Annotated in this window: 17 protein-coding genes; 6 read left to right on the top strand and 11 right to left on the bottom strand. The window is 71.6% G+C overall.

Translation table 11 applies throughout. The features are described from left to right. Window positions 1-48 precede the first annotated feature (48 nt). From AB0J04_RS15210 to AB0J04_RS15200, 3 genes are all read right to left on the bottom strand, one after another. The gene (locus AB0J04_RS15210) at window positions 49-639 is read right to left on the bottom strand and encodes an NAD(P)H-dependent oxidoreductase (protein WP_363168873.1); all 591 of its coding nucleotides are present in this window, start codon (window positions 637-639) and stop codon (window positions 49-51) included. 130 nt (window positions 640-769) lie between these two features. Continuing rightward, the gene (locus AB0J04_RS15205; RefSeq protein WP_363168872.1) at window positions 770-1,978 is read right to left on the bottom strand and encodes an amidase; all 1,209 of its coding nucleotides are present in this window, start codon (window positions 1,976-1,978) and stop codon (window positions 770-772) included. A gap of 59 nt (window positions 1,979-2,037) precedes the next feature. Then, window positions 2,038-2,556: a DUF6668 family protein gene (locus AB0J04_RS15200; RefSeq protein WP_363168871.1), complete on the bottom strand. Its 519-nt coding sequence runs from the start codon at window positions 2,554-2,556 to the stop codon at window positions 2,038-2,040. Window positions 2,557-2,771: 215 nt separating this feature from the next. Between AB0J04_RS15200 and AB0J04_RS15195 the strand changes: the two genes are divergently transcribed. Then, window positions 2,772-4,163, top strand: a complete 1,392-nt coding sequence (locus AB0J04_RS15195) for a tetratricopeptide repeat protein (protein WP_363168870.1) — start codon at window positions 2,772-2,774, stop codon at window positions 4,161-4,163. A gap of 13 nt (window positions 4,164-4,176) precedes the next feature. Here the strand turns inward: AB0J04_RS15195 and AB0J04_RS15190 are convergent, their stop codons facing one another. From AB0J04_RS15190 to AB0J04_RS15180, 3 genes are all read right to left on the bottom strand, one after another. After that, the gene (locus AB0J04_RS15190) at window positions 4,177-5,064 is read right to left on the bottom strand and encodes a M28 family metallopeptidase (RefSeq protein ID WP_363168905.1); all 888 of its coding nucleotides are present in this window, start codon (window positions 5,062-5,064) and stop codon (window positions 4,177-4,179) included. A gap of 250 nt (window positions 5,065-5,314) precedes the next feature. Further along, window positions 5,315-6,337: an EamA family transporter RarD gene (gene rarD / locus AB0J04_RS15185; protein WP_363168869.1), complete on the bottom strand. Its 1,023-nt coding sequence runs from the start codon at window positions 6,335-6,337 to the stop codon at window positions 5,315-5,317. 168 nt (window positions 6,338-6,505) lie between these two features. Beyond that, entirely contained in the window at window positions 6,506-7,360 is an 855-nt protein-coding gene (locus tag AB0J04_RS15180; RefSeq protein WP_363168868.1) for an NAD(P)H-binding protein, read from the bottom strand. A gap of 156 nt (window positions 7,361-7,516) precedes the next feature. Here AB0J04_RS15180 and AB0J04_RS15175 point away from each other — a divergent pair, with 156 nt between their 5' ends. Beyond that, the gene (locus tag AB0J04_RS15175; RefSeq protein ID WP_363168867.1) at window positions 7,517-7,894 is read left to right on the top strand and encodes a helix-turn-helix domain-containing protein; all 378 of its coding nucleotides are present in this window, start codon (window positions 7,517-7,519) and stop codon (window positions 7,892-7,894) included. A 31-nt stretch (window positions 7,895-7,925) separates the two neighbouring features. Here the strand turns inward: AB0J04_RS15175 and AB0J04_RS15170 are convergent, their stop codons facing one another. The 5 genes from AB0J04_RS15170 to AB0J04_RS15150 form a co-directional block, all read right to left on the bottom strand. Then, window positions 7,926-8,987, bottom strand: coding sequence for a 2-oxoacid:ferredoxin oxidoreductase subunit beta (locus tag AB0J04_RS15170; protein WP_363168865.1), 1,062 nt, complete (start codon window positions 8,985-8,987; stop codon window positions 7,926-7,928). Continuing rightward, window positions 8,980-10,929: a 2-oxoacid:acceptor oxidoreductase subunit alpha gene (locus AB0J04_RS15165; protein WP_363168864.1), complete on the bottom strand. Its 1,950-nt coding sequence runs from the start codon at window positions 10,927-10,929 to the stop codon at window positions 8,980-8,982. Before AB0J04_RS15165 ends, AB0J04_RS15170 begins: the two co-directional genes overlap by 8 nt. A 250-nt stretch (window positions 10,930-11,179) precedes the next feature. Next, entirely contained in the window at window positions 11,180-11,851 is a 672-nt protein-coding gene (locus tag AB0J04_RS15160) for a response regulator transcription factor (RefSeq protein WP_363168863.1), read from the bottom strand. Between the two features lie 199 nt (window positions 11,852-12,050). Then, a complete protein-coding gene (locus tag AB0J04_RS15155) occupies window positions 12,051-13,427 on the bottom strand; it encodes a sensor domain-containing protein (RefSeq protein WP_363168862.1) in 1,377 nt (458 codons plus the stop codon). A gap of 129 nt (window positions 13,428-13,556) precedes the next feature. Beyond that, window positions 13,557-14,762, bottom strand: coding sequence for a sensor domain-containing protein (locus AB0J04_RS15150; protein WP_363168861.1), 1,206 nt, complete (start codon window positions 14,760-14,762; stop codon window positions 13,557-13,559). 183 nt (window positions 14,763-14,945) lie between these two features. On the opposite strand from AB0J04_RS15150, the gene AB0J04_RS15145 reads away from it, so the two are divergent. Genes AB0J04_RS15145 through AB0J04_RS15130 form a run of 4 tightly spaced genes read left to right on the top strand, consistent with a single transcriptional unit; the run spans window position 14,946 to window position 18,578 of the window. After that, the gene (locus AB0J04_RS15145; RefSeq protein ID WP_363168860.1) at window positions 14,946-15,371 is read left to right on the top strand and encodes an NADH-quinone oxidoreductase subunit A; all 426 of its coding nucleotides are present in this window, start codon (window positions 14,946-14,948) and stop codon (window positions 15,369-15,371) included. Further along, entirely contained in the window at window positions 15,362-15,970 is a 609-nt protein-coding gene (locus AB0J04_RS15140; RefSeq protein ID WP_363168859.1) for an NADH-quinone oxidoreductase subunit B family protein, read from the top strand. The genes AB0J04_RS15145 and AB0J04_RS15140 overlap by 10 nt, the downstream gene beginning before the upstream one ends. Continuing rightward, entirely contained in the window at window positions 15,967-17,613 is a 1,647-nt protein-coding gene (locus tag AB0J04_RS15135) for an NADH-quinone oxidoreductase subunit C (protein ID WP_363168857.1), read from the top strand. The genes AB0J04_RS15140 and AB0J04_RS15135 overlap by 4 nt, the downstream gene beginning before the upstream one ends. Continuing rightward, a complete protein-coding gene (locus AB0J04_RS15130; RefSeq protein WP_363168856.1) occupies window positions 17,610-18,578 on the top strand; it encodes a complex I subunit 1 family protein in 969 nt (322 codons plus the stop codon). The genes AB0J04_RS15135 and AB0J04_RS15130 overlap by 4 nt, the downstream gene beginning before the upstream one ends. The last annotated feature ends 2 nt before the right edge of the window (window positions 18,579-18,580 follow it).

The following is an 18,580-nucleotide window of genomic DNA, read 5'->3' as shown; positions in this document are numbered from 1 at the left end:
CTCAACGGGCCACAAGAGGCCTTGATGGCCCTCGGCCCTCGGCGAGTCTCACGCGGTCTCGTACAGGAAGCGGGCCGCCGGCGCCTCCTGTGCGAAGAACGTCTTCGCGCGCGCCAGCGCCTCCGCGTCCGCCAGGATGTCGCCGGGCTTGCTGCCGTTGCCGAGCAGGACCCCGCCGAACCGCATCTTCAGATACGCGGCCGAGTTGTTGAGCGTCCCGACGAGCGGGTCGGCGACCACGGGTTGGTCGTCCGCGAGCACGGTGACGCCCCAGAGGGTGCGCCCGGCGAGCGTCGCCTTGAAGTCGAGGCCGGGGGTGCGCAGCCAGCCCGACCAGTGGTCCAGGTAGCGCTTGGTCTGGGCGGAGACCGAGTACCAGTACAGCGGGGACACGATCACGATGTCCGTCGCGTCGAGCGTGGCGTCGAGCAGCAGCGCGGTGCTGCCCTCGGTGGGGCGGACGTGGTCGCTGTCGTGCCGCAGGTCCGCGAAGTCGGGCAACGGGTGTGCGGCCAGGCTGATCCACGTCTGCTCGACGTCGGAGGGCAGTTGCTCGGCGGCCTTGCGGGCCAGTGACTCGGTGTTGCCGTCCGGACGGCTGCTGCCCAGCACGAACAGGAAACTGCGGTGCGTCGTCATGATCCGATCCCCCAGGTAGTCGGCGTACGACGATAGTATGCCCCTGCATTATATGTGCACGCAATCATTTCGCCCGACGAGCTCACGAGCTCACGAGCTCACGAGCTCACGAGCTCACGAGCTCACGAGCTCACGAGCTCAGGTGGCTCGGCAGGCTCGGCCAGGCTCGTGCCGCCGCCAGCAGCGACAGCTCCCCGCCGTGCGCCGCGACCACCTGCAACCCCACCGGACAGCCGTCCGCGCCGACCCCCGCCGGGAGGCTGATCGCCGGGTGCCCGCTGAGGTTGAACGCCCAGGTCAGCGCCGTCGAGTAGCGGTCGCCGGGGCCTTCGTGACCGTGCGCGGCGTGGGGGGTCGTGGGCGTCAGCAGCAGGTCGGCGCCGACGAAGAAGCCGGCCAGCAGCAGGTCGTTCGCCTCCCGGACCCGTTCGGCCGCGCGGAGATCCGAGCCCGGGGTGCGCAGCGCGAGCCAGGCCGGGCCGGGGTCCGCCAGCCGCAGGGGCGCGTCGGACGACCCCAGCCGGATGACACCGGCCTCGGCGAGACGCTCGGCGGCGGCGCGGGCGAGGGCGAGCGGCTCGGGGTCGGAGTCGGCGAAGCCGAGGTCGGGGGAGAAGACGGCGGTCGGCGGTGCCACCGGAACCGCCCTTCCGCCCACCGCGGCACCCGTCACACACGCGTGCCCCAAGGAGTCCGCCCCCACCTCCGCCCCCACCTCCGCCCCCACCTCTGCTGCCGCCCCCGGAACCATGACCCGCCACCACGCCTCGGCGTCCGCCGCGTGCCGCACGAGCACGCCCGGCGCGGCCAGCCCCGTACGGTCCCCGGGCAGCGGTCGTCCGTTGGTCGCCTTGAGGCCGATGACGCCGCACCACGCCGCCGGGATGCGCACCGAGCCCGCGCCGTCGCTGCCGGTCGCGAGGGGGACCAGGCCGGCGGCCACCGCCGCCGCCGAGCCGGCCGAGGAGCCGCCAGGTGTGCGGTCGGCGCGCCAGGGATTGACGGTACGGCCGTGGGCGCCGAGGCCCCAGGTCTGCCAGGGGGTGCCGGGGCCGGGCACGGCGGTCGCCCCCACGGGCACGCATCCGGCGGCGATCAACGCGGCCGCCGCACGCAGCCCGCGACGTCCCTTCACCCCGATCGGCACACCGGCCAGCGGCAGGGCCCGGGCCAGGGGCGGCGACCCGCCCGGGCCGACCCGCTCGTCGACCTCACGCGCCCACGCCCGCGCCCGCTCCTCCCATACCTCGGCGAACGCGCACAGCGAACGGTCGACCCGGGCGATCCGTCCGAGCGCCTCGCCGACGACGTCCACGGCCCGCAGCCGTCCCGCGCGCACGTCCGCGGCGATCTCGACGGCCGGAGGCCACTGCGCAAGCCCGCCCCCGGTGTCGGGCCTCAGCGAGCTCTCCCGCGCACCGCCCCCGTGAGCCGGGACAGCGGTTCCGTCTCCCTCGGCGGGCTTCCGCCCAGGTCGCCGAGACGCCAGTTCGTCACCCACGGGACCCGGTACACGTCGATGACCGACTCGATCACCCGCACCCGCTGGACGAGCGGGCGCGGCAGCCGCCCCGGCGCGTCCGCGACGAGTACGACGGCGTCGAGGTCGAGCGCCTGCGGAGCCGCCCCGCGCCGGAAGACCTCCAGGGTCCGTAGGACGGACTCCAGCCCGGCAGCATGGGTACGCGCGACGAGCAACACGGACGGGGGATCACCGGCGCCGGGCCACTCACGTCCGCAGTCGTGGCCGCCGTAGACCGCGGCGAGGGTGGAGCTGCCGGCCCCGCCGTGCGTGGCGACCCACGAGAAGCGCCGGGGCGAGGCGGTGGACGCGTAAGGCATGGGCGCCGGATCCGGTGCGGCCACCGGTCCCCGGATCCAGATCTCCGGCCCCGGCTGCCCGTCCGTCGTCCGCATCCCCGTGTTCCTCCCAGTCGGCGCCGTCCCCCGGGGCGCACCCTGAGCCCGGTGGTTCCGGGGCGGCCCCGGGGAGCGGGGCGTGGGTTCCTGGAACGAGGCTGTGACGTCGTGGTGACGCGCGGACCGGGAGCGCTCGGAGAGACTCAACAGTACGTGTCACGTACGTGCACCTGGACGACCGGATCGTGACGACGCATCCGAGTGAGGAACCGATGTCTCGACTCAGCCGCGAGAAGATGCGGGAACAGCAGCACCCCGGCCGCCCGGCCGCTGTGGTGGCCCCGCTCGATGTCCATGTCCGCGGGGGTGGGACGGCGACGATAGGCGGCGTACCGGTCACGGCGGTCGACGGCGAGGAGATCCAGCGCGCCGTCCTGAGCCACCTCCACCGCATCGCCCTCGCCACCGGCCACCCCGTCCTCGCCACGGTCCACGACGACCGCATCGGTTACGTCGTCCCCCTGCGCGTCGAACCGGACGGCTCCAGCCACTTCACGGCGGAGCCCCTGCGCACGCCGGCGGTGGCGGCGGCGGTACGGGAGGAGCCGCTGCCCGTCCCGAACGAGCCCGCACGTCTCGAAGACGAACGGCCGCCGTCCCCGCCGCAGCACGACAAGCCCACGCACTTCCTGCACCCGGCGGCCGAGCCGGTGTGCGACAGGGCCCCGACGTTCCCGCTGCGCGCGGTGCCCGACCCGGACGCGAAGCCGGAGCGGACGACGGCGCCGGCGCCCCAGACCGACACGGACACGGCTCCGGAACCTACGGACACGGCTCCGGAACCCAGGGACGACGTCCCGGCCCTCGGCACGGTCAGCGCTCCGACGGGCGTCTTCGGCCCGCCCCCGCAGATGGACGAGCAGCCGACCCCGGACACCACCCCCGACTTCACCTCCGACTCCACGCCCATCTCGACGCCGATCCCCCTGCCTCTGCCGCTCCCGCTCCCGCACTCCCACCCGATCCCCGCCTCAGCCCCTGCACCACCCTCCGCTCCCACCCCCTTCGTCCCCGACGAGGTCGTCTCCGCATCGGTCGCCGCTGCCGAAGCCGACCTCAAGCCCACCCCCGCCCGCGGCTTCGACGCCGTCGCGGAGGCGGTGCTGGGGGACGATCCCCGTGCCCTGCATGGCGAGGGCGGCGTCCCCGCACTCCTCGGGGAACCGGTGGCGCAGATCAACGAGGCCGTGCGGGCGGGCCGGATCGATGCCGCGGCCGGTCTCGCGGAGCGGACCGTGCAGGAGGCGTCCGGAACGCTCGGACCGGAGCACCCCGAAGTGCTCCGGCTACGTGAACTCACCGCGTACATCGCCTACTTGGCGGGCGACCCGTTGCGCGCCTTCCACGTCTCCCTCGACCTGGCCCGCATCAGCCGCCGGGCCCGGGACGCGGAGGCCGCGTACGGCAACGTCCAGAGCGCGGCGGCGGCCTGGCGTGCCGTACGGGACCCCCTGCAGGGACTGAACCTGGGGACCGAACTCCTCGGCCTGTGGACGGAGCTCAGCACCGAGGAGGGCCCGGCCGCCGACGACGTCGAGCAGCTGGAGTCAGCCCGCGCGCGCATGCTCCGCCTGGCGGAACGCGCCCGTAAATCAGGCGCGTAGCGGCCCTGGCCGGTCAGGCGGACAGGCTCCAGATCGCGTACGCGAGCGCGTCCGCGTTGCGGTCCAGGGCGGTGTCGTTGATGTTGGCGGTGGTGTCGCAGGAGGAGTGGTAGCAGCGGTCGAAGGCCTGCCCGGCCGTGCCGCCCCACTTGGCCGCCTGCGCCGCCGTCTTGATGTAGTCGGCGCCGCTGAACAGGCCGCCCACCGGCACGCCCACGTTCTTGAAGGGGGCGTGGTCGGAGCGGCCGTCGCCCTCGGTCTCGATCTCCGTCGGGACGCCGAGGCCGGTGAAGTAGTCCTTGAAGGTCTGCTCGATGGCCGGGGCGTCGTCGTAGACGAAGTAGCCGGGGTTCGGCGAGCCGACCATGTCGAGGTTGAGGTAGCCGCTGATGCGGGCGCGGTTCGCGGAGGACAGGTTGTTGACGTAGTACCGGGACCCGACCAGGCCCAGTTCCTCCGCGCCCCACCAGGCGAACCGCAGGTGCTTGGCGGGGACGTTGCCGGCCCGGGCCACGGCCAGCGCCGTCTCCAGCACGGCGGCCGAGCCGGAGCCGTTGTCGTTGATCCCGGCCCCCGACGTGACGCTGTCGAGGTGCGATCCGGCCATGACCACCTGGTTGGCGTCGCCGCCGGGCCAGTCGGCGATCAGGTTGTAGCCGACGCGGCCGGAGGACGTGAACTGCTGGATGGTGGTGGTGAACCCGGCGGCGTCCAGCTTGGCCTTCACATAGTCGAGCGAGGCCTTGTAGCCGGTCCGGCCGTGGGCGCGGTTGCCGCCGTTGGCGGTGGCGATGGACTGAAGCTGGGTCAGATGCGCCTTGACGTTGGCCAGCGGGATGTCGGGAGCGGCGGCCAGGGGCGCGGGAGCCGCGCCGGCTATCGATCCGCCAGTCAGGAGCATGACAAGCGAAACGATGCCGACCGCCGCCGTACGCCCGGAAACGGGCCGCTCGGCGAGTCTGGGGAGCTTGGGTGCCTGCATGTGGGGGGCTCCGAATTCCTCGGGAGTCTCCGGATCGCAGAGACTCCACAGTGAATGGGGTTCCAGGATGGTGAACTCGCCACTGACGCCACGTCAAGAGCGCTATCGGGACACAGGGTTCACATTCCGGACAAGATTCCGGAGGGGGAGGAGCCTGGAGCCACCCAGGTCAGACGTCCACCGCGGCGGGCGGCGTCGAGGCGGCGACCGGAGCCGTGCCGACCGGCTTCACCGTCGCCGCCGTGCCCACCGGCTCCACCGGCTCCACCGTGCCCACCGGCTCCGGCGTCCCCGCCTTCTTCGTCCGCCGCGCGGAGCGCCACGCATCCCCCGTGAGCAGCACCAGCGCCAGCCACACCAGCGCGAACCCGGCCCAGCGCTCGGCCGGCATCGCCTCTCCGAAGTAGAGGACGCCGAGCAGGAACTGGAAGACCGGGGCCAGGTACTGCAACAGGCCCAGCGTGGACAGCGGCACGCGGATCGCCGCCGCGCCGAAGCAGACGAGGGGGAGTGCGGTGACGATGCCCGTGGAGGCGAGCAGGGCCGCGTGTCCGGGGCCCTCGGTCGTGAAGGTGGCGTCGCCGTGCGCCGACAGCCACAGCAGATAGCCGAGTGCGGGCAGGAACTGGACGGCGGTCTCGGCGGTCAGCGACTCGACGCCGCCGAGGTTGACCTTCTTCTTCACCAGCCCGTAGGTGGCGAAGGAGAAGGCGAGGCAGAGGGAGATCCACGGCGGGCGGCCGTAGCCGATGGTCAGGACCAGCACCGCGGCGAAGCCGACGCCGACCGCCGCCCACTGCACGGGCCGCAGCCGCTCCTTGAGGACCAGCACGCCGATCGCGATGGTGACCAGCGGGTTGATGAAGTAGCCGAGTGACGCCTCGACGACATGGCCGCTGTTCACGGCCCAGATGTAGACGCCCCAGTTCACGGTGATCACGGCCGCGGCGATCACGACGAGACCGAGCCTGCGCGGCTGCCGCAGCAGCTCGCCGGCCCACGCCCAGCGTCGTACGACGAGCAGCGCGACGGCGACGAAGGCGAGGGACCACACCATGCGGTTGGCCAGGATCTCGGTCGCGCCGGCCGGCTTGAGCAGCGGCCAGAAGAGGGGCACCAGGCCCCACATCCCGTACGCCGCGATGCCGTTCAGCAGGCCTATCCGGCCTTCAGTCCTCGACGTCCCGGCCACGGGGCCCCTCCCTCTCACCGTCAGGCATGCGTGGACGACGGTAACGCCGAGCACCCCCGTCTGTCATGTCCGTATCGCTATACGGTCATGACAGACGGGGGTGGGGCGGAAGCGGAGCCTGCTCCGGGCCCGGTATCGGCCCCGATACCGGGCCTGTTGCCGGGCCGGTCAGCCCTTCAGTGCCGCCGTGATCGCCTCGGCGAGCGGAGTGGTCGGGCGGCCCGCCAGCCGGGACAGGTCGCCGCTCGACACGACCAGCTCGCCCTTCGCGATGGACGCGTCCACGCCGGCCAGGATCACGGCGAACTGCTCGGGCAGGCCCGCGCCGGTCAGGATGCCGATGAGCGCCTCGGCCGGAACGGCGCTGTAGGCGATCTCCTTGCCGGTCTGCTTGCTCAGCTCGGCCGCGTACTCGGCGAAGCTCCACGCCTCGTCGCCGCCCAGCTCGTACGTCTTGTTCTCGTGGCCCTCGCCGGTCAGCACGGCGACGGCGGCGGCCGCGTAGTCCGCGCGGGAGGCGGAGGAGACCCGGCCCTCGCCGGCGGCCGCGACGACGGCGTTGTGCTCGAGCACCGGGGCGAGCTGCTCGGTGTAGTTCTCGTGGTACCAGCCGTTGCGCAGCAGCGCGTACGGCAGACCGGAGGCGACCAGCGCCTTCTCGGTGGCGTGGTGGTCGTCCGCCAGTGCCGCGCTCAGGCTGCCCGGCGCGCCGGTGTACGCGAGCAGCGCGGCTCCGGCCGCCTTCGCGGCGTCGATGACGACCTGGTGCTGGGCCGGGCGGCCCTTGTCGAACTCGTTGCCCGAGATCAGCAGCACCTTGTCGCCGGCCGAGAGCACGCCGTCGAAGGTCTCGGGGGCGTTGTAGTCCGCGACGGCGATCTTCACGCCCTTGGCCGCGAAGTCGGCGGCCTTGGCCTCGTCGCGTACGACGGCCGTGATCTGCTCCGCCGGAACCTTCTCCAGCAACTGCTCCACGACGTGACGGCCGAGGTGTCCGGTGGCTCCGGTGACGACGATGCTCATGGCTCAGGAACTCCTAGTGGGGTCAGCGGGTCTGGCACTAACCATACGAGTGGCACTAACTCAGCGAAAGTACCCACTTTGAAGTAAGGTACTGGCATGGCAGTAAGTGACCCCCGTACACCCGCCCCGGCAGTGACGGCGGCTACGGCCGCAGTCATGGCCCCGCGAGTCGTCGACGCGATGTGCCCCTCGCGCCTGGTCCTGGAACACGTGACCAGCCGGTGGGGCGTCCTCGTCCTGATCCACCTCCTGGACCACCCGCACCGCTTCAGCGAACTGCGCCGGGCGATCGGGCAGGTCAGCGAGAAGATGCTGACCCAGACCCTGCAGACCCTGGAGCGCGACGGACTGGTCCACCGCGACGCCAAGCCGGTGATCCCGCCCCGGGTCGACTACTCGCTCACCGACCTCGGCCGCGAGGCCGCCGAGCAGGTGCGTGGGCTGGCCCTGTGGACGTACACCCGCATGGCCGACGTCGAGAAGGCCCGCCAGGCATACGACGAGGCCCGGGAACTCCAGTCCCGGGCCTCGTGAACCGCTGCGGATCCGCGCCGCTACGACGGTGTCAGCCGACGACCGTCCAGGTGTCCCCGCCCGCCAGCAGCGCCGCGAGATCGCCCTTGCCGTGCTGTTCGACGGCCGCGTCGAGCTGCTCGGCCATCTGGGTGTCGTAGACCGGCCGCCGGACGGAGCGCAGCACGCCGATCGGGGTGTGGTGCAGCGTGTCCGGATCGGCGAGCCGGGACAGCGCGAACGCGGTCGTGGGCGAGTCCGCGTGCGCGTCGTGGACGAGGATGTCCGCCTCGTTGTCGGCGCTCACCGTGACGACCTTCAGATCCCCGGTCCGCCGGTCGCGTACGACGCCCCGCGCGCCGTCCGCCCCGAAGCGGATCGGCTGCCCGTGCTCCAGGCGGATCACCGCCTCCTCCGCCGACTGCCGGTCCTTCAGCGCCTCGAACGCGCCGTCGTTGAAGATGTTGCAGTTCTGGTAGATCTCGATCAGCGCCGTACCGGGGTGGGCGGCGGCCTGACGCAGTACCTCCGTCAGGTGCTTGCGGTCGGAGTCGATGGTCCGCGCCACGAACGACGCCTCGGCCCCGAGGGCCAGCGAGACGGGGTTGAAAGGCGCGTCCAGCGACCCCATGGGCGTCGACTTGGTGATCTTGCCGACCTCGGAGGTGGGGGAGTACTGGCCCTTGGTGAGTCCGTAGATACGGTTGTTGAACAGCAGGATCTTCAGGTTGACATTGCGTCTCAGGGCGTGGATGAGGTGGTTGCCGCCGATCGAGAGCGCGTCGCCGTCCCCCGTCACCACCCACACGCTCAGGTCCCGCCGGGACGCGGCCAGCCCCGTCGCGATCGCCGGCGCGCGCCCGTGGATCGAGTGCATGCCGTAGGTGTTCATGTAGTAGGGGAAGCGGGAGGAGCAGCCGATGCCGGAGACGAAGACGATGTTCTCCTTGGCCAACCCCAGCTCCGGCATGAAGCCCTGCACGGCCGCCAGGATCGCGTAGTCACCGCAGCCGGGGCACCAGCGCACTTCCTGGTCGGACTTGAAGTCCTTCATGGACTGCTTGGCCTCGGCCTTGGGGACGAGCTGGAGCAGACCGTTCGTGGCGTCAGTCATCGATGGCCTCCTTGAGCGCTGCGGCGAGCTGCTCCGCCTTGAACGGCATGCCGTTGACCTGGTTGTAGGAACGGGCGTCGACCAGGTACTTCGCCCGGACGAGGGTGGCGAGCTGGCCGAGGTTCATCTCGGGGACGACGACCTTGTCGTAGCTCCTCAGCACTGTGCCGAGGTTGCGGGGGAACGGGTTGAGGTGCCGCAGATGGGCCTGCGCGATGGCCTCTCCCGCCGTCCGCAGCCGCCGTACCGCAGCGGTGATGGGCCCGTAGGTGGAGCCCCAGCCCAGGACCAGCGTTCTCGCCCCGTGCGGATCGTCCACCTCGAGGTCGGGCACCTCGATGCCGTCGATCTTGGCCTGCCGGGTGCGGACCATGAACTCGTGGTTGGCCGGGGCGTAGGAGATGTTCCCCGTCCCGTCCTCCTTCTCGATCCCGCCGATACGGTGCTCGAGACCCGGCGTGCCCGGGACCGCCCAGGGCCGGGCAAGGGTCTGCGGGTCCCGCTTGTACGGCCAGAACACCTCGCTCCCGTCGTCCAGGGTGTGGTTGGGGCCCTGGGCGAACTGCACGGTGAGGTCGGGCAGCTCCGCGACGTCCGGGATCCGCCAGGGTTCGGAGCCGCTGGCCAGGTAGCCGTCCGAGAGGAGCATCACCGGGGTGCGGTAGACGAGGGCGATCCGGGCCGCCTCCAGCGCCGCGTCGAAGCAGTCGGCGGGCGTGCAGGCGGCCACGATGGGCACCGGGGCCTCGCCGTTGCGCCCGAACATCGCCTGGAGGAGATCCGCCTGCTCCGTCTTGGTCGGCAGCCCGGTCGACGGCCCGCCGCGCTGGATGTCGATCACCAGCAGCGGCAGCTCCAGCGAGACCGCGAGACCGATCGTCTCCGACTTCAGCGCCACCCCGGGGCCGCTCGTCGTGGTCACCGCCAGCGAGCCGCCGAAGGCCGCGCCCAGCGCCGCCCCGATGCCGGCGATCTCGTCCTCCGCCTGGAAGGTGCGCACACCGAAGTTCTTGTGCCGGCTCAGCTCGTGCAGGATGTCCGAGGCCGGAGTGATCGGGTACGAGCCCAGGAACAGCGGCAGATCCGCCTGCCGGGACGCGGCGACCAGCCCGTACGCCAGCGCCAGGTTCCCGGTGATGTTCCGGTACGTGCCGACCGGGAACGCCTTCGACGCCGGAGCCACCTCGTAGGAGACGGCGAAGTCCTCGGTCGTCTCCCCGAAGTTCCAGCCCGCCCGGAACGCCGCGATGTTCGCGGCCGCGATGTCCGGCTTCCGCGCGAACTTCGTCTTCAGGAACTTCTCGGTGCCCTCGGTCGGCCGGTTGTACATCCACGACAAGAGGCCGAGCGCGAACATGTTCTTGCTGCGCTCGGCCTCTTTGCGGGTGAGGTCGAAATCTTTCAGGGCCTCGACGGTCAGGGTGGTCAGCGGGACCGGATGGAGCTGGTAACCGTCGAGGGAGCCGTCCTCCAGCGGCGAGGCCGCGTACCCCACCTTCTGCATCGCGCGTTTCGTGAATTCGTCCGTGTTGACGATGATCTCCGCGCCGCGCGGCACATCCGCGATGTTCGCCTTCAGCGCCGCCGGGTTCATGGCGACCAGCACATTCGGCGCATCACCGGGGGTGAGGATGTCGTGGTCGGCGAAGTGCAGCTGGAACGAGGAGACGCCGGGCAGGGTCCCGGCGGGCGCACGGATCTCGGCCGGAAAGTTCGGCAGGGTGGACAGATCGTTGCCGAACGACGCCGTCTCCGAGGTGAAACGGTCACCGGTGAGCTGCATGCCGTCACCCGAGTCACCCGCGAACCTGATGATCACCCGGTCGAGACGACGTACGTCCTTCGTCGCACCGCCCGGTTTGCGCTGTTCTCCCACTACGGTTCCGTCGGCCTGCTCGTCCTGCCCGGCCTGTTCCGCTGCGCTGCTGACCTGACTGGTCACTGAACTGGACCTCCTTCGAGGCGGCTGTCCCGGGAGGGCCTTCCCAAAGGTTCTCCCGGATCAACCCTACGTCTGTAAGGGTCGCCTTCCCTCGGCCGTTCGTAGGACGTCACTGCCTCCGAGACGGCCCGGCACCCGGACTTGTCATGATTTCCCGCCCCGCCATGCCGCCCCGGCAGACGCACCGGCCGCCGCCCACGAGAGGGACGACGCCTGACCACGACCCGACGCCTGGCACAGTGCCATCCGGTCAGGAATTGAGGTAGGTGAGGACCGCGAGAACGCGACGGTGATCTCCGTCACTGGGCGACAGCCCGAGCTTCAGGAAGATGTTGCTGACGTGCTTCTCCACCGCCCCGTCGCTGACGACCAGCTGCCGGGCGACCGCGGAGTTCGTCCGCCCCTCGGCCATCAGCCCGAGGACCTCCCGCTCCCGTGGCGTGAGTCCCGCCAGCACATCCTGCTTCCGACTCCGCCCGAGCAGCTGTGCGACGACCTCCGGATCGAGGGCCGTGCCGCCCTTGGCGACCCGCACCACGGCGTCCACGAACTCCCGGACCTCGGCCACCCGGTCCTTGAGCAGATATCCCACCCCGCGGCTGGAACCGGCCAACAGTTCGGTGGCGTACCTCTCCTCCACGTACTGCGACAACACCAGCACCCCGAGCCCCGGATGCGCCCTGCGCAGCTGTACGGCGGCCCGCACTCCTTCGTCCGTATGAGTGGGCGGCATCCGCACGTCCGCCACGACGACGTCGGGCAGCGCACCCTCGTCATCGAGCTCGGTGATGGTCTTGACCAGCGCCTCGGCGTCCCCGACCCCCGCGACGACCTCGTGCCCCCGGTCGGTCAGCAACCGGGTCAGCCCCTCCCGCAACAGCACCGAATCCTCGGCGATGACCACCCGCACCCTGTCCTCCACGATCCTCGGCCCCCCAGCCGTCCACCCGTTGGTCGAACCAGTCAACGAGTCAAGCATTCCAGCATCTGGCTGGTCTGCACCCGGCATCGGGCGGGTCGAGGTCCAGGAAGGCGCGAAGAAGCGGCAAGAAGGCGCGAAGAAGCGGCAAGAAGGCGAGAAGAGGAGGGAAGCAGGCGGAGAGGGAGGCGAGGGCGGACGCTCAGATTCGGTCGCCGCCCCGCCAGGGCAGCTCCGCGGTGACCCGCGTCGGCCCGCCCAGCGGCGAGTCGACGACGAGAATCCCGTCCACCGCGTCCAGCCGCCCGGCGAGCCCGGCCAGCCCGGAGGACTCCCCGGCGGAGGCATCCGCCCCGCCGACACCGTCGTCCACCACCTGGAGCATCAGCCGGTTCTCCACCCGCCACACATCGACCGACGCCGACCGGGCCCGGCTGTGCTTGCTGATGTTCTGCAGCAGCTCCGAGACGGTGAAGTACGCGATCCCCTCGATCGCCGGAGCCGGACGCTCCACCAGATCCACGTCCACCCGCACCGGCACCGTGCACCGCGACGCCACCGCCGACAGCGCCGCGTCCAGCCCCCGGTCCGTGAGCACCGCCGGATGGATCCCGCGCGCCAGGTCCCGCAGCTCCTGGAGCGCCGTCTTCACCTCTCCGTGCGCCTCGCCGACCATCCGGGCCGCCGCCTGCGGATCCTCCCGCAGCTTCTCCTTCGCCAGCCCCAGATCCATCGCCAGGGCCACCAGCCGGGCCTGCGCGCCGTCGTGCAGATCACGCTCGATGCGCCGCAGATCGGCGGCCGCCGTGTCCACCACGACCCCCCGGTCCGACTCCAGCTCCACCACCCGCGCCCCCAGCGACGACGGCCCGAGCAGCCCGTGCACCAGCAGCCGGTCCACCGTCGTCAGCGCCCGCACGATCCACGGCGTGGCCAACGTGATCAGCAGGCCCACCAGCGCCGTCACGGTGATCTCGAACGGGTTGTCGAGGTAGACGCTGTGCTGCTCGTCGCCGTACAGCTGAAGCCCGCCCTGACCGCCGTACATCGGGAAGAGCCAGAACCACAACGGGTACGTCAGCATGGCCCAGCCGCACGTCCACACGGTCACGGCGACGCCGAAGGAGAACACCGCCCACGGGAACTGGAGCACCGCGTACAGCACACTCCGCCACGACGTGCCGCTCTTGAGGACGGTCGCCATCCAGGCCATCGCGCCGCTCCCGCGCGGCCGCAGCGGCTCGGGCGCGGCCACCTCCAGGCCGAGCAGCCCGCGCGCCCGGGCCCGCTCCAGCGCGCCGAAGCCCCGGCACGCGGCCAGCCCCGCCGCCAGCACCGGGATGCCGAGGAACGTCACCAGCAGCCCCGCCCCCAGCGACAGCATCGTGACCGCGAAGGTGAACAGGACGACTCCGATCGGCAGACCGAGCAGGACGTACACGAACTCACCCAGGTGGCGCGTCGTGAGCGGCTCCCGCAGCCCCGTCGGCAGCAGATGCCGGCGCTCGCGCTTCTCCTCGTAGCCGCCGTACTCGTCGTACGTCTCGTACCGGTCGTATTGCCCGTACTGCGTGGCCATCGGCGTCGTCCGTCCTACTCGTCACTGCTCGTCGCGTATCGCGCAGCTGTCGATCCGTACCTCCAACCCTCCTCGGCGGCGGACGCGCGGACCATGGAGTCCGTCGGTGTCTCGGCAGGGGGGTTTTCCCTACCCCCCGTCCCGTCCCCGGTCCTGCCCCCGGTCCCGCCAGGGCAGTTCGGCGGTCACCGTCGTCGGACCCCCCGCCGGCGACTCCACGACGAACAGCCCGTCGACGGCGTCCAGCCGCTCCGCGAGCCCCCGCATGCCCGTCCCGCCGTCGATCCGCGCGCCGCCGCGGCCGTCGTCCCACACCTGGATCAGCAGCCGGTCGTCCGTCCGCCAGACGTCGACCGACGCAGACCGGGCCCCGCTGTGCTTGCTGATGTTCTGCAGCAGCTCCGAGACGGTGAAGTACGCGATCCCCTCGATCGCCTGCGCGGGTCTGGACGCCAGGTCGGCGGTCACCTTCACCGGCACCGTGCAGCGGGTGGCCACCGAGGACAGCGCCGCGTCCAGGCCCCGGTCGGTCAGGACCGCCGGATGGATCCCGCGGGCCAGGTCCCGCAGCTCCTGCAACGCCAGCTTCACCTCGCCGTGCGCCTCCTCCACCATCGCCGCCACGACGTCGTCGGCCTGCCCCTCCAGCAGCTTCTCCTTCGCCAGCCCCAGCCCCATGGCCAGGTTCACCAGCCGGGCCTGCGCCCCGTCGTGCAGATCGCGCTCGATGCGCCGCAGGTCGGCGGCGGCCGTGTCGACCACGATCCCGCGGTCCGACTCCAGCTCCGCGATCCGCCGCTCCAGCTCGTCGGAGGGGGACAGCAGCCCCCGCACCATCGCCCGGTCCGCGTTGGCCAGCCCGCGCGCCAGGAACGGCAGCAGCGGCCACAGCACGAACAGGGACGGCAAGACCACGGCGAACGTCAGCACCCCCCAGGGCAGCCGGACGAGGTCGTACAGCACCGCCCGCCAGGCCACCGGGTCCTTCAGCGCCAGCCACAGCCGCGCGAACAGGCCGCCCGCCCTGCGCAGCGGCAGCGGGCTCGGCTCGTCGATCCGCACCCCGAGCAGTCGGCGGGCCCGCGCCCGCTCGAACCGGCCCAGCAGACGCGATCCGGCCAACCCCAGCGCGAGCAGCGGAAACCCGACCACGGTGACGGTCAGCGCGGCCCCGGTGACGATCACGGTCATCACATAGGTGAACCCGATCAACGACATCGGCAGATTCAGCAGAAGATGAGCGATCTCCTTCCAGGTCTGCCGGTCGTAGGCGAACCGGACCGAGGGCGGACGATCGTCGTCGGAGGTCGTCGAGTGGCTGGCGGAAGCGGTCATATGGGCCAGCCTGCCGCGCCGCGAGGTGGCGCGCCATGAGGTCTGCTGCCTTTCTCGACCGGGGGAAAACCCCCGTCCCACATCCCGTCCCGCATCCCGACCTGTGACGGGCTGCTTACCGTCCTTTTATCAGGGCCTAGACTCCCGTGCGTACAGATCGTCGAAGGGGAGCGAGGGACGGACGTGCGGGAACCGACCGTCGACGTCGCGGCGGGTTTCGCGGCTGACCACCACTTCGCGGCGGACTACTTCGAGTCCTACTCCGTCGTCGGACTGCTCGCCGTCGTCGGCGTGCTGTTCGTCGCCGTCGCCTTCGGCGCGGGACGCCTGCTGCGCCCGGTGGTCCCCACCCCGGAGAAGCTGCTGACGTACGAGTGCGGAGTCGACCCGGTCGGCGAGGGCTGGGCCCACACCCAGGTCCGCTACTACGTCTACGCCTTCCTCTACGTGATCTTCGCGGTCGACTCGATCTTCCTCTTCCCCTGGGCGACGGTCTTCGCGGCCCCCGGCTACGGCGCGACCACCCTCGTGGAGATGTTCATCTTCCTCGGCTTCCTGGCCGTGGGCCTGCTGTACGCATACAAGAAGGGCGTCCTGACATGGACGTGACGCCGTCGGAGCCTGTTCTCCTCCCGGAGCCGAAGCGGCTGGGCACCCTGGCCCGCCTCGCCCCCGAGCCGATGAAGGTGATCCTGAACTGGGGCCGCCGCTACTCGCTCTGGGTCTTCAACTTCGGCCTCGCCTGCTGCGCGATCGAGTTCATCGCCGCGTCGATGGCCCGCCACGACTTCATCCGCCTCGGTGTCATCCCCTTCGCGCCGGGTCCGCGCCAGGCCGACCTGATGGTCGTCTCCGGCACGGTCACGGACAAGATGGCCCCGGCCGTGAAGCGCCTCTACGAGCAGATGCCCGAGCCGAAGTACGTCATCTCCTTCGGCGCGTGCAGCAACTGCGGCGGCCCCTACTGGGACTCGTACTCCGTGACCAAGGGCGTCGACCAGATCATCCCGGTGGACGTCTACGTGCCGGGCTGCCCGCCGCGCCCGGAAGCACTGCTCCAGGGCATCCTCAAGCTCCAGGAGAAGATCGCCCGCGAGTCCCTGGACGAGCGTTACGGCACCGCCGCCGCCCGCCCGTCGGCGGCGGCCCTCCAGAGCGGCCTGGTGCGGCCCCCGGCCGCCGGGTCCCCGGCGGAGGACGCCCGATGACCACGATCGGCTGGCTCCCCGCCCCCGCCGAGGAACTCTTCGGCCCCGAGGCCACGGCCGAGGAGTCGTACGACGTCCTGACCGTGGACGTCCCCCCGGCGTCCTGGACCGACGCCCTGCGCGTCGCCCGCGACCGCCTCTCCTGCACCTACTTCGACTGGCTGAGCGCGGTCGACGAACCCGGCACCGGCTTCCGCGTCTCCGCCCACGTCGTGGCCCTGTCCCCGGTCCGCCGCCTCCTCCTGCGCACGACGATCCCGCACGAGGCGCCCGCCCTCGCCTCCGCCGTCGACGTCTACGCCGGCGCGACCTGGCACGAGCGCGAGACGCACGAAATGTTCGGCGTCACCTTCGAAGGCCACCCCGGCCTGGACCACCTCCTCCTCCCGGAGACCTTCGAAGGCCACCCCCTGCGCAAGGACTTCGTCCTCGCAGCCCGCGTCGCGAAGGCATGGCCCGGTGCGAAGGAGCCCGGCGAGTCCGAGCACGGAGGGCCCAAGCGCCGCCAGATGCTCCCCCCAGGCGTCCCCGACCCCAACGAATGGGGCCCCCTGAAGGGCCAACTCCCTCCGGCCCCGACCCGCCCGACCCGAGCAGCAGCAGGCCGAGCCACAGCCGACCGCCCACCCCGCCGCACCCGCACGACAGCAGAGGGCTCAGCCACCCAGCCCGCGCCATCGCCTCAGGCACCCGCGACGGCGGAGTCCGCGGCAGCCACGCCGACCTCACCGGCTCCCTCGCCTCCGGCCGGCCCCCGCCGCACCCGCAGCGCGAGCACCGGCTCAGCCTCCCAGCGAGGCCGGACACAGGCCACGGAATCCCCGGACCCGACGGAAGCGACGGGGGCAGTAGGAGCGGCGCAAGCGACGGGGGCAACCGGAGCGCCGGGAGCGACGGGAGCCGCGGGAGTGACGGGAGCGGCGGGCCCCGCCGGAGCCGCCGGTGCCGCGAACGCCACGACGACCGAGCCGACGGCCCAGCCGCCGATAGGACCGAGCCGCGCGCGCAGCGCCTCCCAGGGCTCGGCCTCCCAGCGGACCCAGCCCCCGACGGCATCCCCCGACACCCCCACCCGCCCCTCCACCGCGCCCCGCAGCTCCGACGCCCCGTGGCACCACGCCCGCCCGGCATTCGACGCCCCGCAGCCGGACCTGGAGCGAGAGCCCGAGCCCGAGCAGAAGCCCGAGCCGGAACCGGACCAGAAGCCGGAGCCAGAACTGGAGCAGCAGCGGGAGCCGGATGTGAAGCCCGCGCCGGAGTCCGAGCCGGATGTGAAGCCCGCGCTGGAACCCGAGCCGGATGTGAAGCCCGCGCCGGAGTCCGAGCCGGAGGCGGAACCCGAGCCCGAGCCGGAGGCGAAGCCCGCGCCGGAGCCGGAGCCGGAGGCGGAACCCGAGCCTGAGCCGGACGCGAAGCCCGCGCCGGAGCCGGAGGCGGAGGCGGAACCCGAGCCCGAGCCGGACGCGGAACCCGCGCCGGAACCCGCGCCGGAGTTGGAGCCAAACGCGGAGCCCGAGCCCAGGTCTGGACCAGCGCCGAAGCCGGATCCCGAGCAGCCCGCCCCCGAGCAGCGAGCCCCAGGGCAAACCGCCCCGGGACAGCCGACCCCCGCCCCCGAAGACCCCACAGGAGGTGTGCAGTGAACGACGCTCTCGACGTCGCCCTGCGACTCCTCGTCGTCTTCGTCGTCTTCCTCACCTTCCCCCTGATCGTCGGTCAGACCGAGCACAAGGTGATGGCCCACATGCAGGGCCGCCTGGGCCCGATGTACGCGGGCGGCTTCCACGGCTGGGCCCAGCTCGTCGCGGACGGCGTGAAGTTCGCGCAGAAGGAGGACATCGTCCCCGCGGGCGCGGACCGCCGTATCTTCCAGCTCGCGCCGGCCGTAGCCCTCCTCCCGTATCTGCTCGTCCTCCTCGCCATCCCCGTCGGCCCGGGCGAGGGAGCCGTCGGCCAGGTCCTGGACGCGGGCATCTTCTTCGTGCTCGCCGTGATGGGCGTCGGTGTACTCGGCTCCCTCATGGCCGGCTGGGCCAGCGCCAACAAGTTCTCCCTTCTCGGCGGCCTGCGCACCGCTGCCCAGCTCCTCGCCTACGAACTCCCGATGCTGCTCACCGCCGCCTCGGTGGCGATGGCGGCCGGCACGGTCTCCCTGCCAGGCATCGTCGACGCCTTCGAGTGGTGGTGGCTGCCCTGGCAGATCACCGGCGCGATCGTCTTCTTCGTCGCCGGTCTCGCCGAACTCCAGCGACCTCCCTTCGACATGCCCGTCGCCGACTCGGAGATCATCTTCGGCGCGTACACCGAGTACACCGGTCTGCGCTTCGCTCTCTTCCTCCTCGCCGAGTACGCCGGAATCGTCGTCCTGTGCGGCCTGACCACCGTCCTCTTCCTGGGCGGCTGGCACGGCCCCTGGGGCGCGGACGGCCTCGGCTGGGTCTGGACCCTCCTCAAGTCGGCCGTGCTCGCCTTCGTCGTGATCTGGCTGCGCGTCACCTACCCCCGGCTGCGCGAGGACCAGCTCCAGAAGCTCTCCTGGACTCTCTTCGTCCCTCTCTCCCTCGCTCAGATCGCCCTCACCGGCGTCGTCAAGGTGGTGATCCAGTAACC

The sequence above is a fragment of the Streptomyces sp. NPDC050263 genome (assembly GCF_040655955.1).
In the GTDB taxonomy this organism is placed as follows: domain Bacteria; phylum Actinomycetota; class Actinomycetes; order Streptomycetales; family Streptomycetaceae; genus Streptomyces.
Note: the sequence above shows the minus strand (reverse complement) of the source record. Positions and strands in the feature narration are given on the sequence as shown.